This is a genomic window from Novosphingobium sp. JCM 18896 (assembly GCF_025938095.1).
Lineage (GTDB): Bacteria > Pseudomonadota > Alphaproteobacteria > Sphingomonadales > Sphingomonadaceae > Novosphingobium.
In genome coordinates this window covers 380,779-397,109 of sequence record NZ_JAPCZF010000004.1, presented here as the reverse complement: position 1 = coordinate 397,109, position 16,331 = coordinate 380,779, and the positions used below count along the sequence as shown (strand labels likewise).

The 16,331-nt window shown below is 67.5% G+C and carries 14 protein-coding genes and 1 tRNA gene; 8 read left to right on the top strand and 7 right to left on the bottom strand.

Annotation, left to right across the window (positions count from 1 at the left end; genetic code table 11):
* Positions 1-18: 18 nt before the first annotated feature.
* Positions 19-94 (bottom strand) — tRNA-Lys (locus OLX23_RS16500).
* Positions 95-256: 162 nt separating this feature from the next.
* Between OLX23_RS16500 and OLX23_RS16495 the strand changes: the two genes are divergently transcribed.
* Both OLX23_RS16495 and OLX23_RS16490 read left to right on the top strand, forming a co-directional pair.
* Complete coding sequence (locus OLX23_RS16495) at positions 257-1,240, top strand: rhodanese-related sulfurtransferase (RefSeq protein WP_264446109.1); 984 nt, start codon at positions 257-259, stop codon at positions 1,238-1,240.
* Positions 1,233-1,862 (top strand): glutathione S-transferase, encoded by a 630-nt coding sequence (locus tag OLX23_RS16490; protein ID WP_264446108.1) that lies wholly within the window; start codon positions 1,233-1,235, stop codon positions 1,860-1,862. Before OLX23_RS16495 ends, OLX23_RS16490 begins: the two co-directional genes overlap by 8 nt.
* 298 nt (positions 1,863-2,160) lie before the next feature.
* On the opposite strand, the gene OLX23_RS16485 is transcribed toward OLX23_RS16490, so the two are convergent.
* Positions 2,161-4,188: a molybdopterin-dependent oxidoreductase gene (locus tag OLX23_RS16485; RefSeq protein ID WP_264446107.1), complete on the bottom strand. Its 2,028-nt coding sequence runs from the start codon at positions 4,186-4,188 to the stop codon at positions 2,161-2,163.
* Positions 4,189-4,410: 222 nt separating this feature from the next.
* Between OLX23_RS16485 and OLX23_RS16480 the strand changes: the two genes are divergently transcribed.
* Positions 4,411-6,585 (top strand): TonB-dependent siderophore receptor, encoded by a 2,175-nt coding sequence (locus tag OLX23_RS16480; RefSeq protein WP_264446106.1) that lies wholly within the window; start codon positions 4,411-4,413, stop codon positions 6,583-6,585.
* A 78-nt stretch (positions 6,586-6,663) separates the two neighbouring features.
* On the opposite strand, the gene OLX23_RS16475 is transcribed toward OLX23_RS16480, so the two are convergent.
* Genes OLX23_RS16475 through OLX23_RS16455 form a run of 5 tightly spaced genes read right to left on the bottom strand, consistent with a single transcriptional unit; the run spans position 6,664 to position 11,844 of the window.
* Positions 6,664-8,877: a xanthine dehydrogenase family protein molybdopterin-binding subunit gene (locus tag OLX23_RS16475; protein WP_264446105.1), complete on the bottom strand. Its 2,214-nt coding sequence runs from the start codon at positions 8,875-8,877 to the stop codon at positions 6,664-6,666.
* Positions 8,864-9,346 carry a (2Fe-2S)-binding protein gene (locus tag OLX23_RS16470; RefSeq protein ID WP_264446104.1) on the bottom strand — a complete coding sequence of 161 codons (483 nt, stop codon included), beginning with the start codon at positions 9,344-9,346 and terminating at the stop codon, positions 8,864-8,866. Before OLX23_RS16470 ends, OLX23_RS16475 begins: the two co-directional genes overlap by 14 nt.
* Positions 9,347-9,354: 8 nt before the next feature.
* Complete coding sequence (locus OLX23_RS16465; protein WP_264446103.1) at positions 9,355-9,909, bottom strand: FKBP-type peptidyl-prolyl cis-trans isomerase; 555 nt, start codon at positions 9,907-9,909, stop codon at positions 9,355-9,357.
* 58 nt (positions 9,910-9,967) lie between these two features.
* Positions 9,968-10,855, bottom strand: a complete 888-nt coding sequence (locus OLX23_RS16460) for a hypothetical protein (RefSeq protein ID WP_264446102.1) — start codon at positions 10,853-10,855, stop codon at positions 9,968-9,970.
* Positions 10,852-11,844 carry an isopenicillin N synthase family dioxygenase gene (locus OLX23_RS16455; RefSeq protein WP_264446101.1) on the bottom strand — a complete coding sequence of 331 codons (993 nt, stop codon included), beginning with the start codon at positions 11,842-11,844 and terminating at the stop codon, positions 10,852-10,854. The genes OLX23_RS16460 and OLX23_RS16455 overlap by 4 nt, the downstream gene beginning before the upstream one ends.
* A 140-nt stretch (positions 11,845-11,984) precedes the next feature.
* On the opposite strand from OLX23_RS16455, the gene OLX23_RS16450 reads away from it, so the two are divergent.
* The 5 genes from OLX23_RS16450 to OLX23_RS16430 all read left to right on the top strand — a co-directional run bounded on the left by OLX23_RS16450 (position 11,985) and on the right by OLX23_RS16430 (position 16,267).
* On the top strand, positions 11,985-12,923 hold the full coding sequence (locus OLX23_RS16450; RefSeq protein ID WP_264446100.1) for a LysR family transcriptional regulator: 939 nt from the start codon (positions 11,985-11,987) through the stop codon (positions 12,921-12,923).
* Positions 12,924-12,992: 69 nt separating this feature from the next.
* Positions 12,993-13,886 (top strand): sterol desaturase family protein, encoded by an 894-nt coding sequence (locus OLX23_RS16445; protein WP_264446099.1) that lies wholly within the window; start codon positions 12,993-12,995, stop codon positions 13,884-13,886.
* Positions 13,883-15,454, top strand: a complete 1,572-nt coding sequence (locus OLX23_RS16440; protein ID WP_264446098.1) for a tetratricopeptide repeat-containing sulfotransferase family protein — start codon at positions 13,883-13,885, stop codon at positions 15,452-15,454. The genes OLX23_RS16445 and OLX23_RS16440 overlap by 4 nt, the downstream gene beginning before the upstream one ends.
* Positions 15,441-15,812 carry a hypothetical protein gene (locus OLX23_RS16435; RefSeq protein WP_264446097.1) on the top strand — a complete coding sequence of 124 codons (372 nt, stop codon included), beginning with the start codon at positions 15,441-15,443 and terminating at the stop codon, positions 15,810-15,812. Before OLX23_RS16440 ends, OLX23_RS16435 begins: the two co-directional genes overlap by 14 nt.
* Positions 15,813-15,937: 125 nt before the next feature.
* Entirely contained in the window at positions 15,938-16,267 is a 330-nt protein-coding gene (locus OLX23_RS16430) for a UrcA family protein (RefSeq protein WP_264446096.1), read from the top strand.
* The last annotated feature ends 64 nt before the right edge of the window (positions 16,268-16,331 follow it).

The window sequence follows — 16,331 nt, the reverse complement described above, 5'->3', positions numbered from 1 at the left end:
TCCGGCGGTTGCGAAATATGGTGAGCCCTGCTGGGTTCGAACCAGCGACCTACTGATTAAAAGTCAGTTGCTCTACCGACTGAGCTAAGGGCCCGACCAAGCGGCGTCACCTAAGGGGCCGGCGCTGGCGGGTCAAGCGGCTGCGGTCGAGGAAATCGCCTCGGTCGGCTTCGCCCAGCTTCTAGCGCTGTTGTCGAACGACCAAGTCGCCTAGGGAGCCGCTTCACCCCAATCTGACTCGCTGGATTTCTCATTCGTGGCCAAGACCGACCTTTCGCCGATTTGCGTCGCCGCGCTCTACAAGTTCGCGCGGCTCGACGATTGCGAAACGGTGCAGCGGGAGCTCGCGCAGCTGTGCTGTGGCCAGGGCGTGAAGGGCACGCTGATCCTGGCGCACGAAGGGATCAACGGCACGATCGCGGGTTCGGACGAGGCGATCGCGCGCGTCGTCGCCCATTGCCGCGCCCTGCCCGGCTTCGCCGAACTCGAGGTCAAGTATTCGCGCGCCGAGGCCCTGCCGTTCCACCGCATGAAGGTGCGCGTAAAGCGCGAGATCGTGACCATGGGTGAGCCCGAAATCGATCCGCTGACCGACGCTGGCCACTACGTTTCGCCGCAGGACTGGAACGCGCTGATCAGCGATCCCGGTACGATCGTGATCGACACGCGCAACGACTACGAGGTGGCGATCGGCACCTTCGCCGGCGCGATCAACCCGCAGACCGCGACCTTCCGCGACTTCCCCGCCTGGTTCCGCGCCGAGCGCGAGCGGCTGCTCGGCGAAGGTCATGGGCAGGGCGCGCCACCCAAGGTCGCAATGTTCTGCACCGGCGGGATCCGCTGCGAGAAGTCGACCGCCTTCCTCAAGGCCGAAGGCGTCGACGAGGTCTACCACCTCCACGGCGGCGTGCTCAAATATCTCGAGACCGTGCCCGCCGACGAGAGCCTGTGGAAGGGCGAGTGCTTCGTCTTCGACCAGAGGGTCGCGGTTGGGCATGGGCTCGAACTCGGCACCCACGCGCTGTGCCATGCCTGCCGCCGGCCGGTGAGTGCGGCCGACCAGGCCGATCCGCTCTACGTCGAAGGGGTGAGTTGCCCGGCCTGCCATGCCGAACGCAGCGACGACCAGCGCGCCGGCTATGCCGAACGCGATCGTCAGGAACGTCTGGCACAGCAGCGCGGGACCGCGCACGTCGGTGCCAAGCTGCCGGCCAAGCCGTCCGAACACGGCGATGGCTGACCCGATCCTCTACAGCTTCCGGCGCTGCCCTTACGCCATGCGCGCAAGACTGGCGCTGCTGATCAGCGGCACGACCTGCGAGATCCGCGAGGTCAAGCTTGCGCAGAAGCCCGCCGAGCTGATCGAAGCCTCGCCCAAGGCGACCGTGCCCGTGCTCGTGCTGCCCGATGGCGGGGTGATCGAGGAAAGCCGCGAGATCATGGCCTGGGCGCTCGCGCAGCGCGATCCCGAGGGCTGGCTGGGGCGCGAGAATCGCGACCTCATCGCGGTCAACGACGGACCGTTCAAGCACCATCTCGATCGCTACAAGTATCCCGAGCGCCATGGCTCCGACCCCGCGGACCACCGCACCACCGCGCTCGAACTGCTGCGCGTGCTCGACGCCAGGCTGGCCGCACAGGCCAATCTCTGCGGCGACCACCGCGGGCTGACCGACGCCGCGATCTTCCCCTTCGTCCGGCAGTTCGCAGAGACCGACCGCGCATGGTTCGACGCGCAGCCGCTGCCGCACCTGCAGGCCTGGCTCACCCGGCATCTCGCCTCGGACCTGTTCGCCGCGATCATGGTCCGGCTGCAGCCCTGGCGGACCGGGGACGCACCGACCCTGTTTCCGGCGGGCTAGGCACACCCCACGATGTCGTGGCCGGAGCGCGGCGGTTTGGTCGTAGGGTGCGTACGGGCGAGTGTCAGCCGTGACCGCCGGAAAAGCGGCCCCGCCCCTTCCCCGTCGCCCCTGCGCAGGCAGGGGCACAACTGACCGCACCTCCACGCGCCTTCCGTTGAAGGATGAGAGCTTGGTTGGGCCCCTGCCTGCGCAGGGGCGACGGCTGGAAGACAAGGGCGGCTGATAGGACCGACGAGGCCTTGCGAATGCCCCCTATGTCGGCGCATCCGGTCAATCTGCTCGTGGTCCGCTAGCCTCAGGCCGCCTCGACCGAGACCTCCAGCCCCGAAAACAGCAGCATGCCGGTGATCGGATCGACCTCGCGCGTGGTGCTGGTGAGGTTGTTGACGTTCATCTCGTCGGACCAGCCGTGCGGGATGTTGATCACCCCGGGCCGCAAGGTGTCGTCGATCTTGAGCGGCCGCTCGACCTTGCCGCTGACCGTGCTGACCCGGATCAGCGCGCCTTCGGCGAAGCCGCGCTTCTGCGCATCGATCGAATTCATCATCACCTGCGGCGGGTCGCGCAGGTCGATCAGCTTCGAATTCTCGTGATACTTCTGGCGGCGTGGGATCAGGATCAGCTTGTCGGCATCGTGCGCGCTCTCGCGCGCTTCGAGGCCGGCGAGTTGCTCGGCCAGCAGCCGCGGCGCGAGGCGCCAGCCGCCCAGCTTCTCGTCGACGAACTTCTGCACCCAGCCGATCACCGGCTCCTCGATGAGCAGGCGCTTTTCCTTGAGCTCCGCGAAATCATGCCCGAACAGGCCGAGGACATAGGCAAGGAAGCTGTCGTCGCTGCCCGCCGCGTGGTCGAAGCCGGGGAAGAAATCGATCTCCATCCGCTTGCCCAGCTCGCCCAGGATCCACCAGAAGGCCTTGCGATCGCCGAGCGGCGCAATCAGCGCCGGGGTGTACTGCGTGACCAGCAGCGGGAACGAGGTGTCGGTGACGAAGCTCATGTCCGCGCGTTCGAGCTGGCCCTTGGTGGGCATGACGTGGGTGGCGATGTCGACCGTGCGGTTGCCGCGCACGTCGAACACGCCGAGCACTTCGAGGTCCTGCAGCGCGGCATAGCTCCGCGCAGTCTCGGGCAGGCAGACTTCGAGATTGCCGCCCCAGACCATCATCGCGCGCAGGTTCCCGGCAGCGATCTCGTCGGGGATCGCGGCGCAGGGGAAGTCGCCGTGGGTGCCCCGCAATTCGGGCCGGCTCTTCGGGCCCGGCCGGTTCCAGCCGTCCTCGGGCGCGGCGGGGAAGTCCGCCTTGTCCTTGCGCATGATGCGGCCCGGATTGACCCAGGAGCCGCCCTCGCGGTCGAGCGAGCCGGTCACCGCCATCAGCGCCAGCGCGAGCCAGCCGGTGACGTTGCCCGCGCGCTGCATGGTGACGCCGGTGCCGGTCTCGACCGAGAGCCGCCCGGCCTTGCGGATCGCCGCGACGAAGGCCTGCAGGGTCTCGGCCTCTACCCCGGCGACCGCGCTGGTGTAATCGAGCGTGAAGCGCTCGACGGCCGCCGCCAGCCTGTCGACGCCCTGGGCGTGGTCGGCGATGTAATCGCGGTCGGCACCGTCGATCAGCAGTTCGCGGATCGCATGGCCGAGCACCGCATAGTCGAGGCCGGGACGCGGCTGGATGAAGCCGTCCGAGCGCATCGCCGTCTCGCACTTGCGCGGATCGATCGTCCACAGCTCGGCGCCGTGCGCGCGCATGTCGCGCATCGCCGCGGTGGGCGCGTGCATCTGGATCGTGCGCGTGTGCGAGATGACCGGATTGGTGCCGATGAAGATCACCATCTTGGTCTTCGAGAGGTCCGCGCGTGGCTCGAGGCCGGAGATCCCCGCGAACAGCTCGCCTGCCAGCGCCTTCGACACCGAGTCGATCGTCATGTCGCTGTAGGACGACGGCGTGCCGATGGTCTTGCCGAAGGCCAGCAGGCTGTAGAAGCCGCTGGCGTCGAGGAACCCGCCGCCGCCGATGAAAGTGCCCACACCGACCGGCCCGGTCGTGGCGATGATGCGCTTGAGCTTAGGAGCGAGATCGTCGAGCAGGTGATCCCAGGTCGTCGGGACGAGTTCGCCGTCCACTCGGATCATCGGGCCTTCGAGGCGTTCCGCGCGGTGGTGATCGGTCGCGATCGCCCGCCCCTTGGGGCAGGTATAGCCGCGCGAGACCGGATGCTCCTCGTCGGCGCGGACCTTGAGCACCTGCTCGCCGTCGAGCGTGACGACGATGCCGCAGCCCGATCCGCAGATGCGGCAGAACGACTTCTTTTCGACGATGGTCATGGCAGGCAACCCGAAGCGACAGGAACGTGATCCCGCAGCGTCCTCCGATTTCCACCATCATGCTAATACAATATCGGCACGCCCGATATGCCCAAATGGTTATATTGACGGAATGGTGATCGCTGCGCCGATGACCCGCACACCGAGCAATGTTCGGCTACAATCTATCTTGATAAGGATTCTCATTAGCGTTACCCCGCCCGCCGTTCAGAGGAGGGTGACATGACGACATTCAACGGCCGCGCCAGCATCGCGGCCCTGGCCCTGGCCACGATCTGGGCCTCGCCCGCCTGGGCCGACGACGCGACCGGTGAGAACGAGCCGGCGCAGCGATCGGACATCGTCGTCACCGGCGCGCAGCTGCGCGAGGCGGTCGTCGCCGGCAAGGCCGACATCCCGCTTATCGAGACGCCGCAGGCGATCTCGGTCGTATCGGCCGCGGACATCGAGGCACGCGGCGTCACCCGGCTGTCCGAAGCCCTGCGCACTGTCGCCGGCGTGTCGCGCTCGACGACCTACGGCTTCTACGACGCCTATACGATCCGTGGCTTCGACGCGGCCTATGGCAGCGTCTACCTCGACGGCCTGGTCAACGAGGCCGGGGTCGGCTTCAACCAGGAGCTCTCGGCGATCGAGCAGATCGAAGTGCTCAAGGGCCCCTCGTCGATGCTGTTCGGCCAGGCGCCGCTCGGCGGCCTGATCAACCTCGTCAGCAAGCGTCCGCGCGACGAGGCCTTCGTCAAGGTCACCGCCTCGACCGGATCGTGGAACCTGGTCGAAGGCACGGTCGACGCCAATGCCCCGCTCAATGCCAGCGGCACCCTGCTCGCGCGGATCAACCTGACCTATCGCGATGCCGACAGCTTCGTGCGCAATTCGGGGATCAACCGCCTGTTCGCCGCGCCGGCGATCACCTGGCGCCCGGGCCCCGACACGACCTTGACCGTGCTCGGCCGCTACCAGCGCGATCACGACAGCCCGATCTCGCCGGTCCCGGCCTATGGCACCGTCCTGCTCGGCGTCGTCGCGATCCCCGAGGATTTCTCGATCAACAACGCCGGCGACCAGCGCGTGATCAACAACCGCGACCGCGTGCAGATCGGCTATATGTTCGACCATCGCTTCAGCGAGGCGCTGAGCTTCTCGCAGACCTTGCGCTACACGCGGCGCAAGGAGTTCTGGGACCGCTGGATGTTCGCCGCGGGCTTCCTCGACGCGAGCGGCGCGCCGTCCTACGACGCCGACTTCAACGAGTTGCCGACCGCGACGATCGGCCGCTACTACTACGGCCCCTACAACGCGACCGACAAGGACTTCGCGGTCGACAACCGGCTCAAGGGCTCGTTCAAGACCGGCGGCATCGAGCACGAATGGCTGGCCGGCCTCGACTATCGCCAGAACCGCCAGACCTATTTCAGCGCCGGCGACTTCGACCAGACCCGCTTCCCGCTGAGCCTGGTCAATCCGAACTACGACCTGCCCTACGACACCTCGCAGGTCAGCGGCGCACCGGGCAGCAGCAAGAGCCACCAGACCGGCATCTACGTCCAGGATCACCTCAAGTTCGGCGACCTGTTCACCCTGACGCTCGGCGGCCGCTACGACTGGTCCGATTCCTCGGGGCAGAAGGACCATGCCTTCAGCCCGCGCGTCGGCGCCACCGTGAAGCTCGTCTCGGGGGTCAACGCCTATGCCTCCTGGTCGAAGTCGTTCCTGCCGCAGCTCTACGCCCAGCAGGTCGCGGGCTTCGACAGCGCCGGCAATCCGATCGGCGGCCCCGTCGTGCCCGAGCGCGGCAAGAACATCGAAGCCGGCCTCAAGTTCGCGCCCGAGGGCCTGAACCTCAGCGGCAGCCTGGCGATCTACCAGCTGACCCGCCAGAACGTGGCCACCGCCGATCCGATCTATCTCGACTTCGTCGTGATCACCGGCGAGCAGCGCTCGCGCGGGGTCGAGGCCGAGATGCACTGGCAGCCGCGTCCCGGTTTCGACCTGAGCCTGGCCTACACTTACGTCGACGCCGAAGTGACGAAGGACAACTTCTTCACCGTCGGCGCGCCGCTGTCGAACGTGCCCAAGCACAACATCGGCGCCTTCGCGCAGTACGAGGTGCAATCGGGACCGCTCGCCGGGCTCGGCGCAAACCTCGGCGTCAGCTACAACTCCAGGCGCAACGGCGACATCTATTCGACCCGGCCCGACGGTTCGGTCCTGCTCTGGCTGCCCGGCTATACGCTGGTCGACGCCGGCCTGTCCTACAAGCGCGACGGCTGGGGCCTTGCGCTCACCGTCGCCAACCTGTTCGACAAGCGATACTGGCCCGACACCGGCGGCATCGACCGCGTCACGCCCGGCAATCCGCGCAACTGGCGCCTGACCCTGTCGAAGCAGATCTGAGCCATCGAAGGCCCGGTTGGAGCGCGCCCCCGCTGTCGCGACGCGTTCCAACCGGGCTCAGCCCTGCGCGATGGCGCGCTAGGCCGCGGTCTCGTCGAGCCGGATCGGCAGCGAACGGATCCGTTTGCCCGTCGCGGCGAAGATCGCATTGGTCAGCGCCGGGATTACCGGCGGCAATGCCGGTTCGCCCAACCCGGTCGGCGGATTGTCGCTGATCACGAAGTCCACCTCGATCCGGCCCGGCGTGATCTCGTGCCGCGCCATCTGGATCGCGTCGAAATTGGTCTCGACCGCCTTGCCGTTCTCGAAGGTCATCGCCTGACCCAGCGCTTGGCCGATCCCGTCGATCACCGAGCCGCGCACCTGGTGCTGCGCGCCCGAAGTGTTGATGATGTGGCTGCCGACGTCGGTCGCGGTCCAGACGCGCGGTACCGAGATCTTGCCCTGGTCGACGCGCACTTCGACCACCTGTGCCGAATAGCCCTGGTGGCAGAAGTAGAAGGCGAAACCATAGCCGGTCTTGCCGCGCGCCTTGGGCCGCTGCTTCCAGCCCGAGGTCGCCACCACCTTCTCGATCACGCCGCGGGCACGGCCGGTATCGAAGCCGCGCTGTCCGGGCCGCGCCGAGGGCAGCTGCCGCGGTTCGCCCAGCATTTCGAGCAGCAAGGTCGGCAGGTCGCGGCCGCTGGCCAGCGCCACTTCGTCGAGGAACGACTGGCTGGCGAAGCAGATGCCGTTCGAGAACGGCGCGCGCATCGGCCCGGTCGGGATCATCGTCTCGATATTGGTCTGCCCGATCAGCAGATTGTCGACGAGGCCCGCGGGAAACTCCTGCGCGTTGATCTCGCCCGAGCGGACCGGCTTGCCCCCCGTGCCGAAGCCGACGAGGTGATTGGCGAAGCCCGTCACCTTGCCCTTGCCATCGAGCAGCGCCTCATAGGCGTGCCAACCGCCGGGCCGGTAGAAGCCGTGCATCGTATCGTCTTCGCGCGTGACGATGAGCTGGACCGGCGTGCCCGGCACGCCCTTCGCGATCGCCGCCGCCTGGACCATCGTGTCGTTGATCAGCCGCCGGCCGAAACCGCCGCCGATGCGCGTGATGTTCACGGTGATGTCGCTCTCGGCCACGCCGAGCGCCTTGACGATACCGTCGATGCCGTTCTGCGGCGCCTGGGTCGGCGCCCACAGCGTGAACTTGCCGTTCTCGTAGAGCGCGGTGCAGTTCTGCGGCTCCATCGGCATGTGGTGGAGGAACGGATAGTGATATTCGGCCTGGACGCGCTTGGCCGCACTGCCGCGCGCTGCCGCCAGGTCGCCGTCCTGCCGCACGACCTTGGCGGGCACTGCCTTGAGCAGCGGCGCGGCCTTCTCGGCATAGGTCGTGCTCGAATGGCCCGCGCCGATCGTCTCGTCCCATTCGGCGACGAGCGCGTCGCTGGCATCGCGCGCCAGCCACCAGTGCGTCGCCAGGATCGCCACGCCGTCGACGAGCTCCATCGGATTGCCGTTGCCCTGGACCGGGAAGGCATGGCGCACGCCGGGCTTGGCCTTGACCGCGTCGAGCTCGGCCCGCTTGAGCTTCGCGCCGATCACCGGGCTGCGCGCATAGACCGCGAAGAGCATGCCCGGCAGGCGCGTATCGAGGCCAAACATCGGCTCGCCGCGGACGATGCCCGGCGTCGCCACCTGGCGCATCGGCTTGCCGATGATGCTGAAGCGCGCGGGATCCTTGAGCTTGATCTGCTCGGCCGGCAGCGGCGTCAGCTTCGCTGCGGCCGAAGCGACCGCGCCATAGGTCGTCGATCGGCCCGAGGCTGCGTGGCTGATCACCCCCTTCGCGGTGCTCAACTCAGCCGCGGGAACGCCCCACTCGGCGGCGGCGGCGCGCACCAACAGGTCGCGCGCGGTAGCGCCGGCGCGGCGCATCGGCAGCCAGTTGGTCGGCGTCGACAGCGATCCGCCCGCGAACTGCGGGCCATAGAGCGCCTGGTTCGCCTGGGCGCGGGTGATGACCACGCGATCCCAGTCGGCGTCGAGCTCCTCGGCGATGATCATCGGCAAGGAGGTGCTGATGCCCTGGCCGATCTCGGGGTTCTTCGAGACGATCGTCACCAACCCGTCGGGCGCGATCGAGACGAAGGCGTTGAGCATGCCGGCGCTGGGCAGAGCGCCCTTGCCGATCTCGGCCGCGAAGAGGTCGGCGGCGAAGCCCAGGTTGAGCGCCAGGCCGCCGCCGGCGAGCGCGCCGACGCGCAGGAACGAGCGGCGATCGATCGTGTCAGGCCTTGGCACGGGCGCCTCCCTCGAGCTTCTGCGCGACGGCGGCGACCGCGTCGCCGATGCGGTTGTAGCAGCCGCAGCGGCAGATGTTGCCGTTGAGCGCCTCGACCGCGCCGGCGCGGCCCAGCTTGGGATTTTCCGTCAAAGCGGCGCAGGCGGTCATGATCTGGCCCGACTGGCAATAGCCGCACTGGGGCACGTCGTGCTCGACCCAAGCCGCCTGCAGCGCGGCGCCGACCGGCGACTTGGCGATCGCCTCGATCGTGGTGACCTTGCCCTCGCCCACGGCCTCGAGCGGCAGGCTGCACGAGCGGACGGCGGCGCCGTCGACATGGACCGTGCAGGCCCCGCACTGCGCGATGCCGCAGCCGAACTTGGTGCCCAGCAGGCCGAGCTCGTCGCGCAGCACCCACAGCAATGGCATGGCGCCAGGCAGATCGACCTGACGATCCTGGCCGTTGACGTTGACGGTAAAAGCCATCGCTTTCCTTACTCCTGTTGCCTGCCCGACGTGGTTTCGGCGCCGCTGGCCTTGCGCATAGCCTCGATTTCCGCAGCGGACTTGGAATCGAGCAGCTCGACCTGGAACACCAGGTCCGAATTCGCCGGGATCGGCCCAGAGGCCTGGGCGCCATAGCCCATCGCCGCGGGGATACAGAAGCGCGCGACACCGGTCTTCGCCAGCATCTGCAGCCCTTCCGAGAAGCCCGGGATCACCCCGTTGACCGGAAAGGCCGCCTGCGTGCCCTGGTCGAACACGGCGCCGGTGGCGGCCAGGTAGCCGATGTAGTTGACCAGCACGAAGTCGCTCTCGGCCGGCTTCGCTCCCATCGCCGGGCGAAGCATCATGTAGCCCAGCCCCGATGCGGTCTTCGCCGTGCACAGGCGCTGGCCTGCGGGCAGGACCGGGTTCAGCGGCAGCGGAATGATCTCGGCGGTCGCGGCACGCGCCGGTTCGGCGGCCGCGGCCGGGAGCGGCGCCAGCAGTAGCGGCAGGAGGACGAGGCGCGCGCGGCGCGGCGAGATATGGGACAGGATGGTCATGGCGCCAGCCATACCCGGGTCGCCGCGACCCTGCGCGTCGGAAGAAGCGAGATCCTGTTCACAGCGCGATCGATGCGTGCCGGGCGAGATGGTCCTGCTCCGCTTCCATCCAGCGCAGCGCCTCGGGATCGCAGGGCGTCTGCCGCGCGAAGGCGAATTCGGGCAGATGCAGATCGACCGCGAAACGCAGGCCGCGCAGTTCGCCGTCGATCAGTCGCGACAGGATCACCGATCCGTCGGGCTGCAGTTCGAAGTCGCCCGTGGCGATCTCCTGGCCGACCGCGTTCGCTTGGGTGCTGTGGGTGACGGTCCGGCCGCCGATCGCCACCGAGACCTCGTAGCTCTCGATCTCGCGCGCCGTGACGATCCCGTCGGCCCGGGCCTGGTCGAGACTCGCAGCGTTCCGCAGCGCCTGGTGGATCGACGGCGGCCGCGACTGCGCATAGGCGATATGCTCGCCGGCCAGGATGAGCCCGCCGTCCATCGGTCGCTCCTGCCCCGTACGCCGATCGAGCATGCCCAGCAGCCGCAGACCGAGCAGCGGGCCGGTCGAGCTTTGCTGGCGCCAGTCCTCGACATAGGCGCCCGACGGCGCGAACTCGAGCACGCTGTTGCCGATGTAGTGGAAGCGCGCGGGTTCGGGCCACTGATTGTGCAACTGATAGCCCGTTTCGACCGCCCAGGAGAGTTCCTGCTTGTCGGCATCCCACAAGGTGTCGCCGACCCAGCCCTGCCGCGCGAGCACCGGCGTCGCCGCCGCGTCGGGCAGGCGCAGGTCGATGGTGAAGCTTCGCGACTGGAACCAGTAGACGACGCTGGTCTCGTCGGTCAGCCCCGTACAGAAGCTGATGCTCTTGCGCCGGAACGCGCCGAGCAGCCGGCTCGGGAAAGCCGGGCCATCCGCCCCCACCGGCGGCATGACGCCGAGCAGATCCATCAGCTTCATGAGCCGGCCAGGCTCCGCTGCCCGAAGGAATCGAGCGGCACCGCATCGGCCAGGACCAATTGCCCGCTGGCGACCCGGCGCTTGAGGTAGGCGAAGGTCTGCGCGGTCTGGTTGAACAGATGCTCGCCGCCCTTGAGCGGTGCATAGCGCGGCGCCTCGCCATGCACCGCCGGCGCGACGACGTAGTCGTAGTCGCAGGCATGGAACAGCGCGAAGGAATAGCGCTCCTCGCGGACCTTCTTCACCCGGTGCCGGGTGGCGACGTAGCGGCCGTTGGAGAGGATCTCCATCATGTCGCCGATGTTCATGATCATCGTGCCTTCGATCAGCGGCACGTCGACCCAGTCGCCCTGCCGGTCGACGATCTGCAGCCCGGGCGCCGTCGCGAACAGCAGGGTGAAGCACTCGTAATCGGTGTGTGCGCCGATCCCGGGGCGATCCTCGGCGCTGGCATCGAACGGATAGTGGATCAGGCGAAGCTGGCTCGGCGGGTTCTGCAGATGCGCCTCGAAATGGTCTTCGGGCAGGCCCAGCGCGAGCGCGAAACCCCGAAACAACTGGCGGCCGATCCCAGTGACGTGGCCGTAATAGGCCTGCACGTCCTCGCGGAAGCCTGGCATGTCGGGCCAGATGTTCGGCCCCAGCAGCGGCCGGCGGCCGGTGGTCGGCTGGTAGTCGCAGTTGACGTCGTAGGCTTCCTTGAGATCGCTGGTGCCGACGCCGAACTCCTCTTCGCCCACGGGTACGTAGCCGCTGTGGTTTTCCGAAGCGCCGATGTAGCTGCGCATCTTGGCGGCCTGGTCGAGCGCGAAATAGGCCTCGGCCCGCGACAGCAGCCGGCCGAACACCGCGGCGTCGAGCTGCGTTCCCTTGATGTAGAGGAAACCAGCCTCGGCGCAGGCGCGATCGAGCGCCTCGGCGACCGCGAGCCGGTCCTCGAGGCGCTCGCTGGCCAGCATGGAAATGTCGACGAGGGGCAGCACGGTCATGCGCCCACCCTTAGGCGGAGCGGGTCATAGGGGTAGTTACGACAGTTCGATGATTTGCATTGATTTGATCTATGACTTGGCCGATCTAGCCGCGACACCAAGTCGGCCGATCAAGCGACCGATCAAGGAAAGCACCGAGGATGAGCGATCGCGCCCCGCTGATTGACAAGAAGTTCGCGAGCCGGGTCGACTGGAACCTGATGCGCACTTTCGTCGACATCGTCCGCGCCGGCGGCATCGGCGCGGCGGCGCGGCAGCTCAACCGCCAGCAGCCGAGCATCAGCGCCGCGCTCAAGCGGCTCGAGGAGCATGTCGGGACGACACTGCTCCACCGCCACGCCACCGGCGTCGAGATGACCGCGGCCGGCAAGGCGATGATGTCACTGTGCGAGGACATGCTCGAATCGGCGCGGATGATGCCGCACCAGATCGCCCAGGCGACCAAGCGCGTCGAAGGCATCGTGCGCATGCAGATCGTCTCGGGCCTGGTCTCGACCGAGTTCGACGAGGCGATCGCCAGCTTTCACCGGCGCAATCCCGCGATCCACGTCGAAATCCGCGTCTCGCCCTGGCGCCAGGTGCTCGACGCGCTCGAACAGGGCGAGGTCGAGATCGGCGTCGGCTACGACAGCAGCGTGCGCGGCAGCCTGATGTACGAGCCGCTGCTGGTCGAGCGCCAGCAGCTCTACTGCTCGCGCAGCAGCGCCTATTTCGGTTACCGCGTGAGCCGGCTGGGCGAACTCAAGGACCAGGACTTCGTCCTCACCGGCGAAGACGAGATCGAACAGATCACCCACCTGCGCCGGCGCTACCGCCTGGGCACCAGGGTCAGCGGCCTCGCCGAGGACATCAACGAGGCGCGGCGGCTGATCGTCCACGGCATCGGCATCGGCTTCCTGCCGATCCTCGCCGCCGAGAGCGAGGTCGCCAAGGGCCGGCTCTGGCCGATGCTCCACGCCGATTTCGAGCCGTCCTACGACATCTTCCTGCTCGCGCGGGCGGAGACGGCGCGCGACACTGCGACCCAGCTGTTCTGGGACGAGGTGATCCGAAGGATTCGCGCCCAGCACAGGTCATAGACCCAAGCTATGGCTTTCATCGCCAAATAGCGCCTGCCCTCATGACGCACTGCAGCGCAGTGTGATGGCATGAAGGACAAAGTCTTCAACCTGCTTCCCCCAGCGATGATCGCGCTGGTGCTTTGCTTCTGGGCCTTCGGCCCCAAGTCGCTGCTCGACCATCCGGCAACCATCATCGCCGCCGGCCCGGTGATCGTGATCATCGTGCTGCTGCTCGAGCAGGTCCACGAACGCCACGCCGGCTGGCGCATGAACAAGCAGGAGTTCTTCACCGACCTGTTCTACGCCGTGCTCAGCGGCACGCTCATCGCCTGGCTGACCGAAAACGTCGCCGAGGAGCCGCTGCGCGCACTCAAGGCCTCGCTCGGCATCACCACCGCCTGGGCGGCCGCCCTGCCCTGGCTCGCGCAGGTCGCGCTGGTCGTGGTGGTCTTCGAATTCGGCCAGTACTGGATGCACCGGCTGATGCACAACGTGACGCCGTTCTGGCTGACCCACGCGCCGCATCACCACATCACCCAGCTCAACGCCGCCAAGGGCGCGGTCGGCAACCCGATCGAACTGTTCCTGATCAGCCTGAGCGTGCTGGCCTTCTTCGACGTCGACAAGACCGCACTGTTCGCCGCATTCAGCACCACCGGCGTCATCGCGACCTTCGCTCACGCCAACGTCCGGTCGAACCCGCCGATCTGGTATTCGTTCTTCTTCACGACGATCCGCCACCACAGCCTGCACCACTCGACCGACTACGAGAGCACGCGCTGCAACTACGGCAATTCGCTGATCCTGCTCGACCGTATCTTCGGCACCTACCGTGAAGGCGAAGGCGTGCTCGTGGGCCAGGACGATCGCCGTCGCCTGTCGATCTGGGAGCAGACGGTGTTCCCGTTCCAGCCGCTGATCGATCGCTACAAGGCGCGCCGCGCCGACAACGACCAGACCGAACCGGCGGCCACGGCATGACCGGCATGCGTTCCGCCCGGATCGAAGCCGCTCGCAGCGCACTGATGCGCGGTGATCTGGGCGCGACGCACCGTTTCGCCACGACCCTGATCGCGGAGAACGCCAAGGACGCCGAAGGCCACTTCCTCCTCGGCATCGTCGAATCCAGCGCCGGCCGCATCCGCCAGGGCATCAAGCACATCGCCGATGCCGTGGCACTCGACCCGCAGGGCGAATACCGCGCCCAGCTCGCCAAGCTGTTCACCCTGGTCCGCCAGGACGGCGACGCCGCCGCCATGCTGCGCGATGCCGAGCAGGCACCACCGACCGACGCACTCAGCCGCGACACGATGGGCTGCGTCTACGCCCGCCTCGGCGACCACGCCGCCGCGCTGCCGCACTTCGTCGAAGCCGTGCGGATCGAACCCGAAAATACCGAGTACCGCTACAACCAGGCGGTGACCTTGAACTTCCTCGGGCGCACCGACGAAGCCGACGCCGCGCTCGAGGACCTGCTCAAGCTCGAGCCCGGCAATGCCCGCGCGCACCACCTGCTCGCCGGCCTGCGCAAGCAGACCACAGCCCGCAACCACGTCGAGCGACTGGGCCGAGTGCGCAATGCGACGCGCGACGGCCAGGGCCGCCTGCTGCTGGGCTATGCGCTGGCCAAGGAGCTCGAAGACGTGGGCCGCCCGGCCGAGGCGCTCGACACGCTCTGCGCGGCGAATGGCGAGCACCGCCGCGCCCTGCCCTATACCTTCGAACGCGATGCGGTGGTGTTCGACGCGGTCGAAGCGGCCGGCGCGCTCACCGCGGCCCAGCCGGGAACCGCCGTCGAGGCGCCGATCTTCGTCATCGGCATGCCGCGCACGGGCACGACCTTGGTCGACCGCATCCTCTCGTCGCACCCGCTGGTCGAAAGCGCCGGCGAGCTCCAGGCAATGCCGCTCGCGGTCAAGAAGGCTGCCGGCACGCGCACGCCGGTGGTGCTCGACCCCGAGACCGTCGCCATGGCCGCGCAGGCTGACATGGACGCGATCGGCCAGGACTTCCTCCAGCGCGCCAGCCACCACCGCCGCGACGCGAGCCTGCGCTTCACCGACAAGTTCCCGGGCAACTTCCTCTATGCCGGCTTCATCGCGAAGGCCCTGCCCGCGGCGAAGATCGTCTGCCTGCGCCGCCACCCGATGGACACGGTGCTGAGCAACTTCCGCAACCTCTTCGCGGTCAGCTCGCGCTACTACGACTACAGCTACGACCTGCTCGACATCGCCGCCTACTATGTCCGCTTCGATCGCCTGATGGCGCATTGGCGCGAGACGCTGCCCGGCCGCGTGCTCGAACTGCGTTACGAGGATCTGGTCGCCGACCAGGAAGGCCAGACGCGCCGCCTGCTCGCGCATTGCGATCTCGACTGGTCGGACGACTGCCTGAGCTTCCACGCCAATGCCGCGCCCGTCTCGACGCCGAGCGCCGCGCAGGTCCGTCGGCCGATCTACGCCGATTCGGTCGCGCGCTGGAAGCAGCACGCCGAAATTCTGGAGCCCGTGAGGCTTTTCTTCGAGGAGGCAGGCATTGCCCTGGACTGACCTTTCCCGACTTCTGCTGACTGGCGCGGCCTTCACCGCCGCCTTTGCCTCGCCCGCGATGGCGGCGAGCGAAGCGAGCACGCGCCTCGTCTCGTGCGGCGCCGAGAGCTGCCTGCTGGTCTCGGGCCACCGCGCCGATGCCGCCGCGCCCGTGCTGATCAACGGCCGCCAAGTCATTGTAGAAGGCCAGAATCGTTGGCGCGTCCGGGTGCCCATGGATGCGGTGCGCGAATGGTCTGCCCCCTATGCCCGGACGATCACCGTCTCGGTCCGCGACAGCTCGACCGAAGCCGATCTGCCCATCGGATTGCTCGGCCATGTGACCGATCTGGCCACCCTGACGATCCGGGTGAAGTAATAACTGGAGACAACCCAAGTAATAAAAGAATAATTTAGACCGCAGTATTGTAAGTTTCATCTCCTGGCTTTATGTAGGCGTCAATCGCCGAACAGCGGCGCTTGCCTAACGCACAGGAGATGACGATGAAGATTGGTCTGGCGGCTCTCGCCGCACTTGCTTTCGCGACCTCGGCGTCCGCGAACACCACCACCGAAAACCCCCTCGCCCAGGACTCGGCGATCCTCACGCTCAAGGGTCTCGACCTGTCGACCGCCGATGGCGAGCAGCGCCTCGCGATCCGCGTCGACCAGGCTGCACGCGCCGTTTGCGGCGAGCGTCTGGCCAACGTGCACCTCTCGCTCGAAGCCAAGTCGCAGGAATGCCGCACCGCGGTGATCGCCGACGTCCGCTCGCAGATCGAAGCGCGCACGGCGATGGCTCCGGCTGCTGCCCGCGTGGCCTACAGCCGCTAAGTGATTTCGCGGCAAGCGAACACGCCTGCTGCCTTGAAAATCACGGCAAAGTAATAATGATGCA

Excerpts from the sequence above, each read along its gene's own strand:
- OLX23_RS16490 (WP_264446108.1), top strand. The coding sequence starts at position 1,233 with ATGGCTGACCCGATCCTCTACAGCTTCCGGCGCTGCCCTTACGCCATG.
- OLX23_RS16485 (WP_264446107.1), bottom strand. The coding sequence starts at position 4,188 with ATGACCATCGTCGAAAAGAAGTCGTTCTGCCGCATCTGCGGATCGGGC.
- OLX23_RS16480 (WP_264446106.1), top strand. The coding sequence starts at position 4,411 with ATGACGACATTCAACGGCCGCGCCAGCATCGCGGCCCTGGCCCTGGCC.
- OLX23_RS16470 (WP_264446104.1), bottom strand. The coding sequence starts at position 9,346 with ATGGCTTTTACCGTCAACGTCAACGGCCAGGATCGTCAGGTCGATCTG.
- OLX23_RS16465 (WP_264446103.1), bottom strand. The coding sequence starts at position 9,909 with ATGACCATCCTGTCCCATATCTCGCCGCGCCGCGCGCGCCTCGTCCTC.
- OLX23_RS16460 (WP_264446102.1), bottom strand. The coding sequence starts at position 10,855 with ATGAAGCTGATGGATCTGCTCGGCGTCATGCCGCCGGTGGGGGCGGAT.
- OLX23_RS16455 (WP_264446101.1), bottom strand. The coding sequence starts at position 11,844 with ATGACCGTGCTGCCCCTCGTCGACATTTCCATGCTGGCCAGCGAGCGC.
- OLX23_RS16450 (WP_264446100.1), top strand. The coding sequence starts at position 11,985 with ATGAGCGATCGCGCCCCGCTGATTGACAAGAAGTTCGCGAGCCGGGTC.
- OLX23_RS16445 (WP_264446099.1), top strand. The coding sequence starts at position 12,993 with ATGAAGGACAAAGTCTTCAACCTGCTTCCCCCAGCGATGATCGCGCTG.
- OLX23_RS16440 (WP_264446098.1), top strand. The coding sequence starts at position 13,883 with ATGACCGGCATGCGTTCCGCCCGGATCGAAGCCGCTCGCAGCGCACTG.
- OLX23_RS16430 (WP_264446096.1), top strand. The coding sequence starts at position 15,938 with ATGAAGATTGGTCTGGCGGCTCTCGCCGCACTTGCTTTCGCGACCTCG.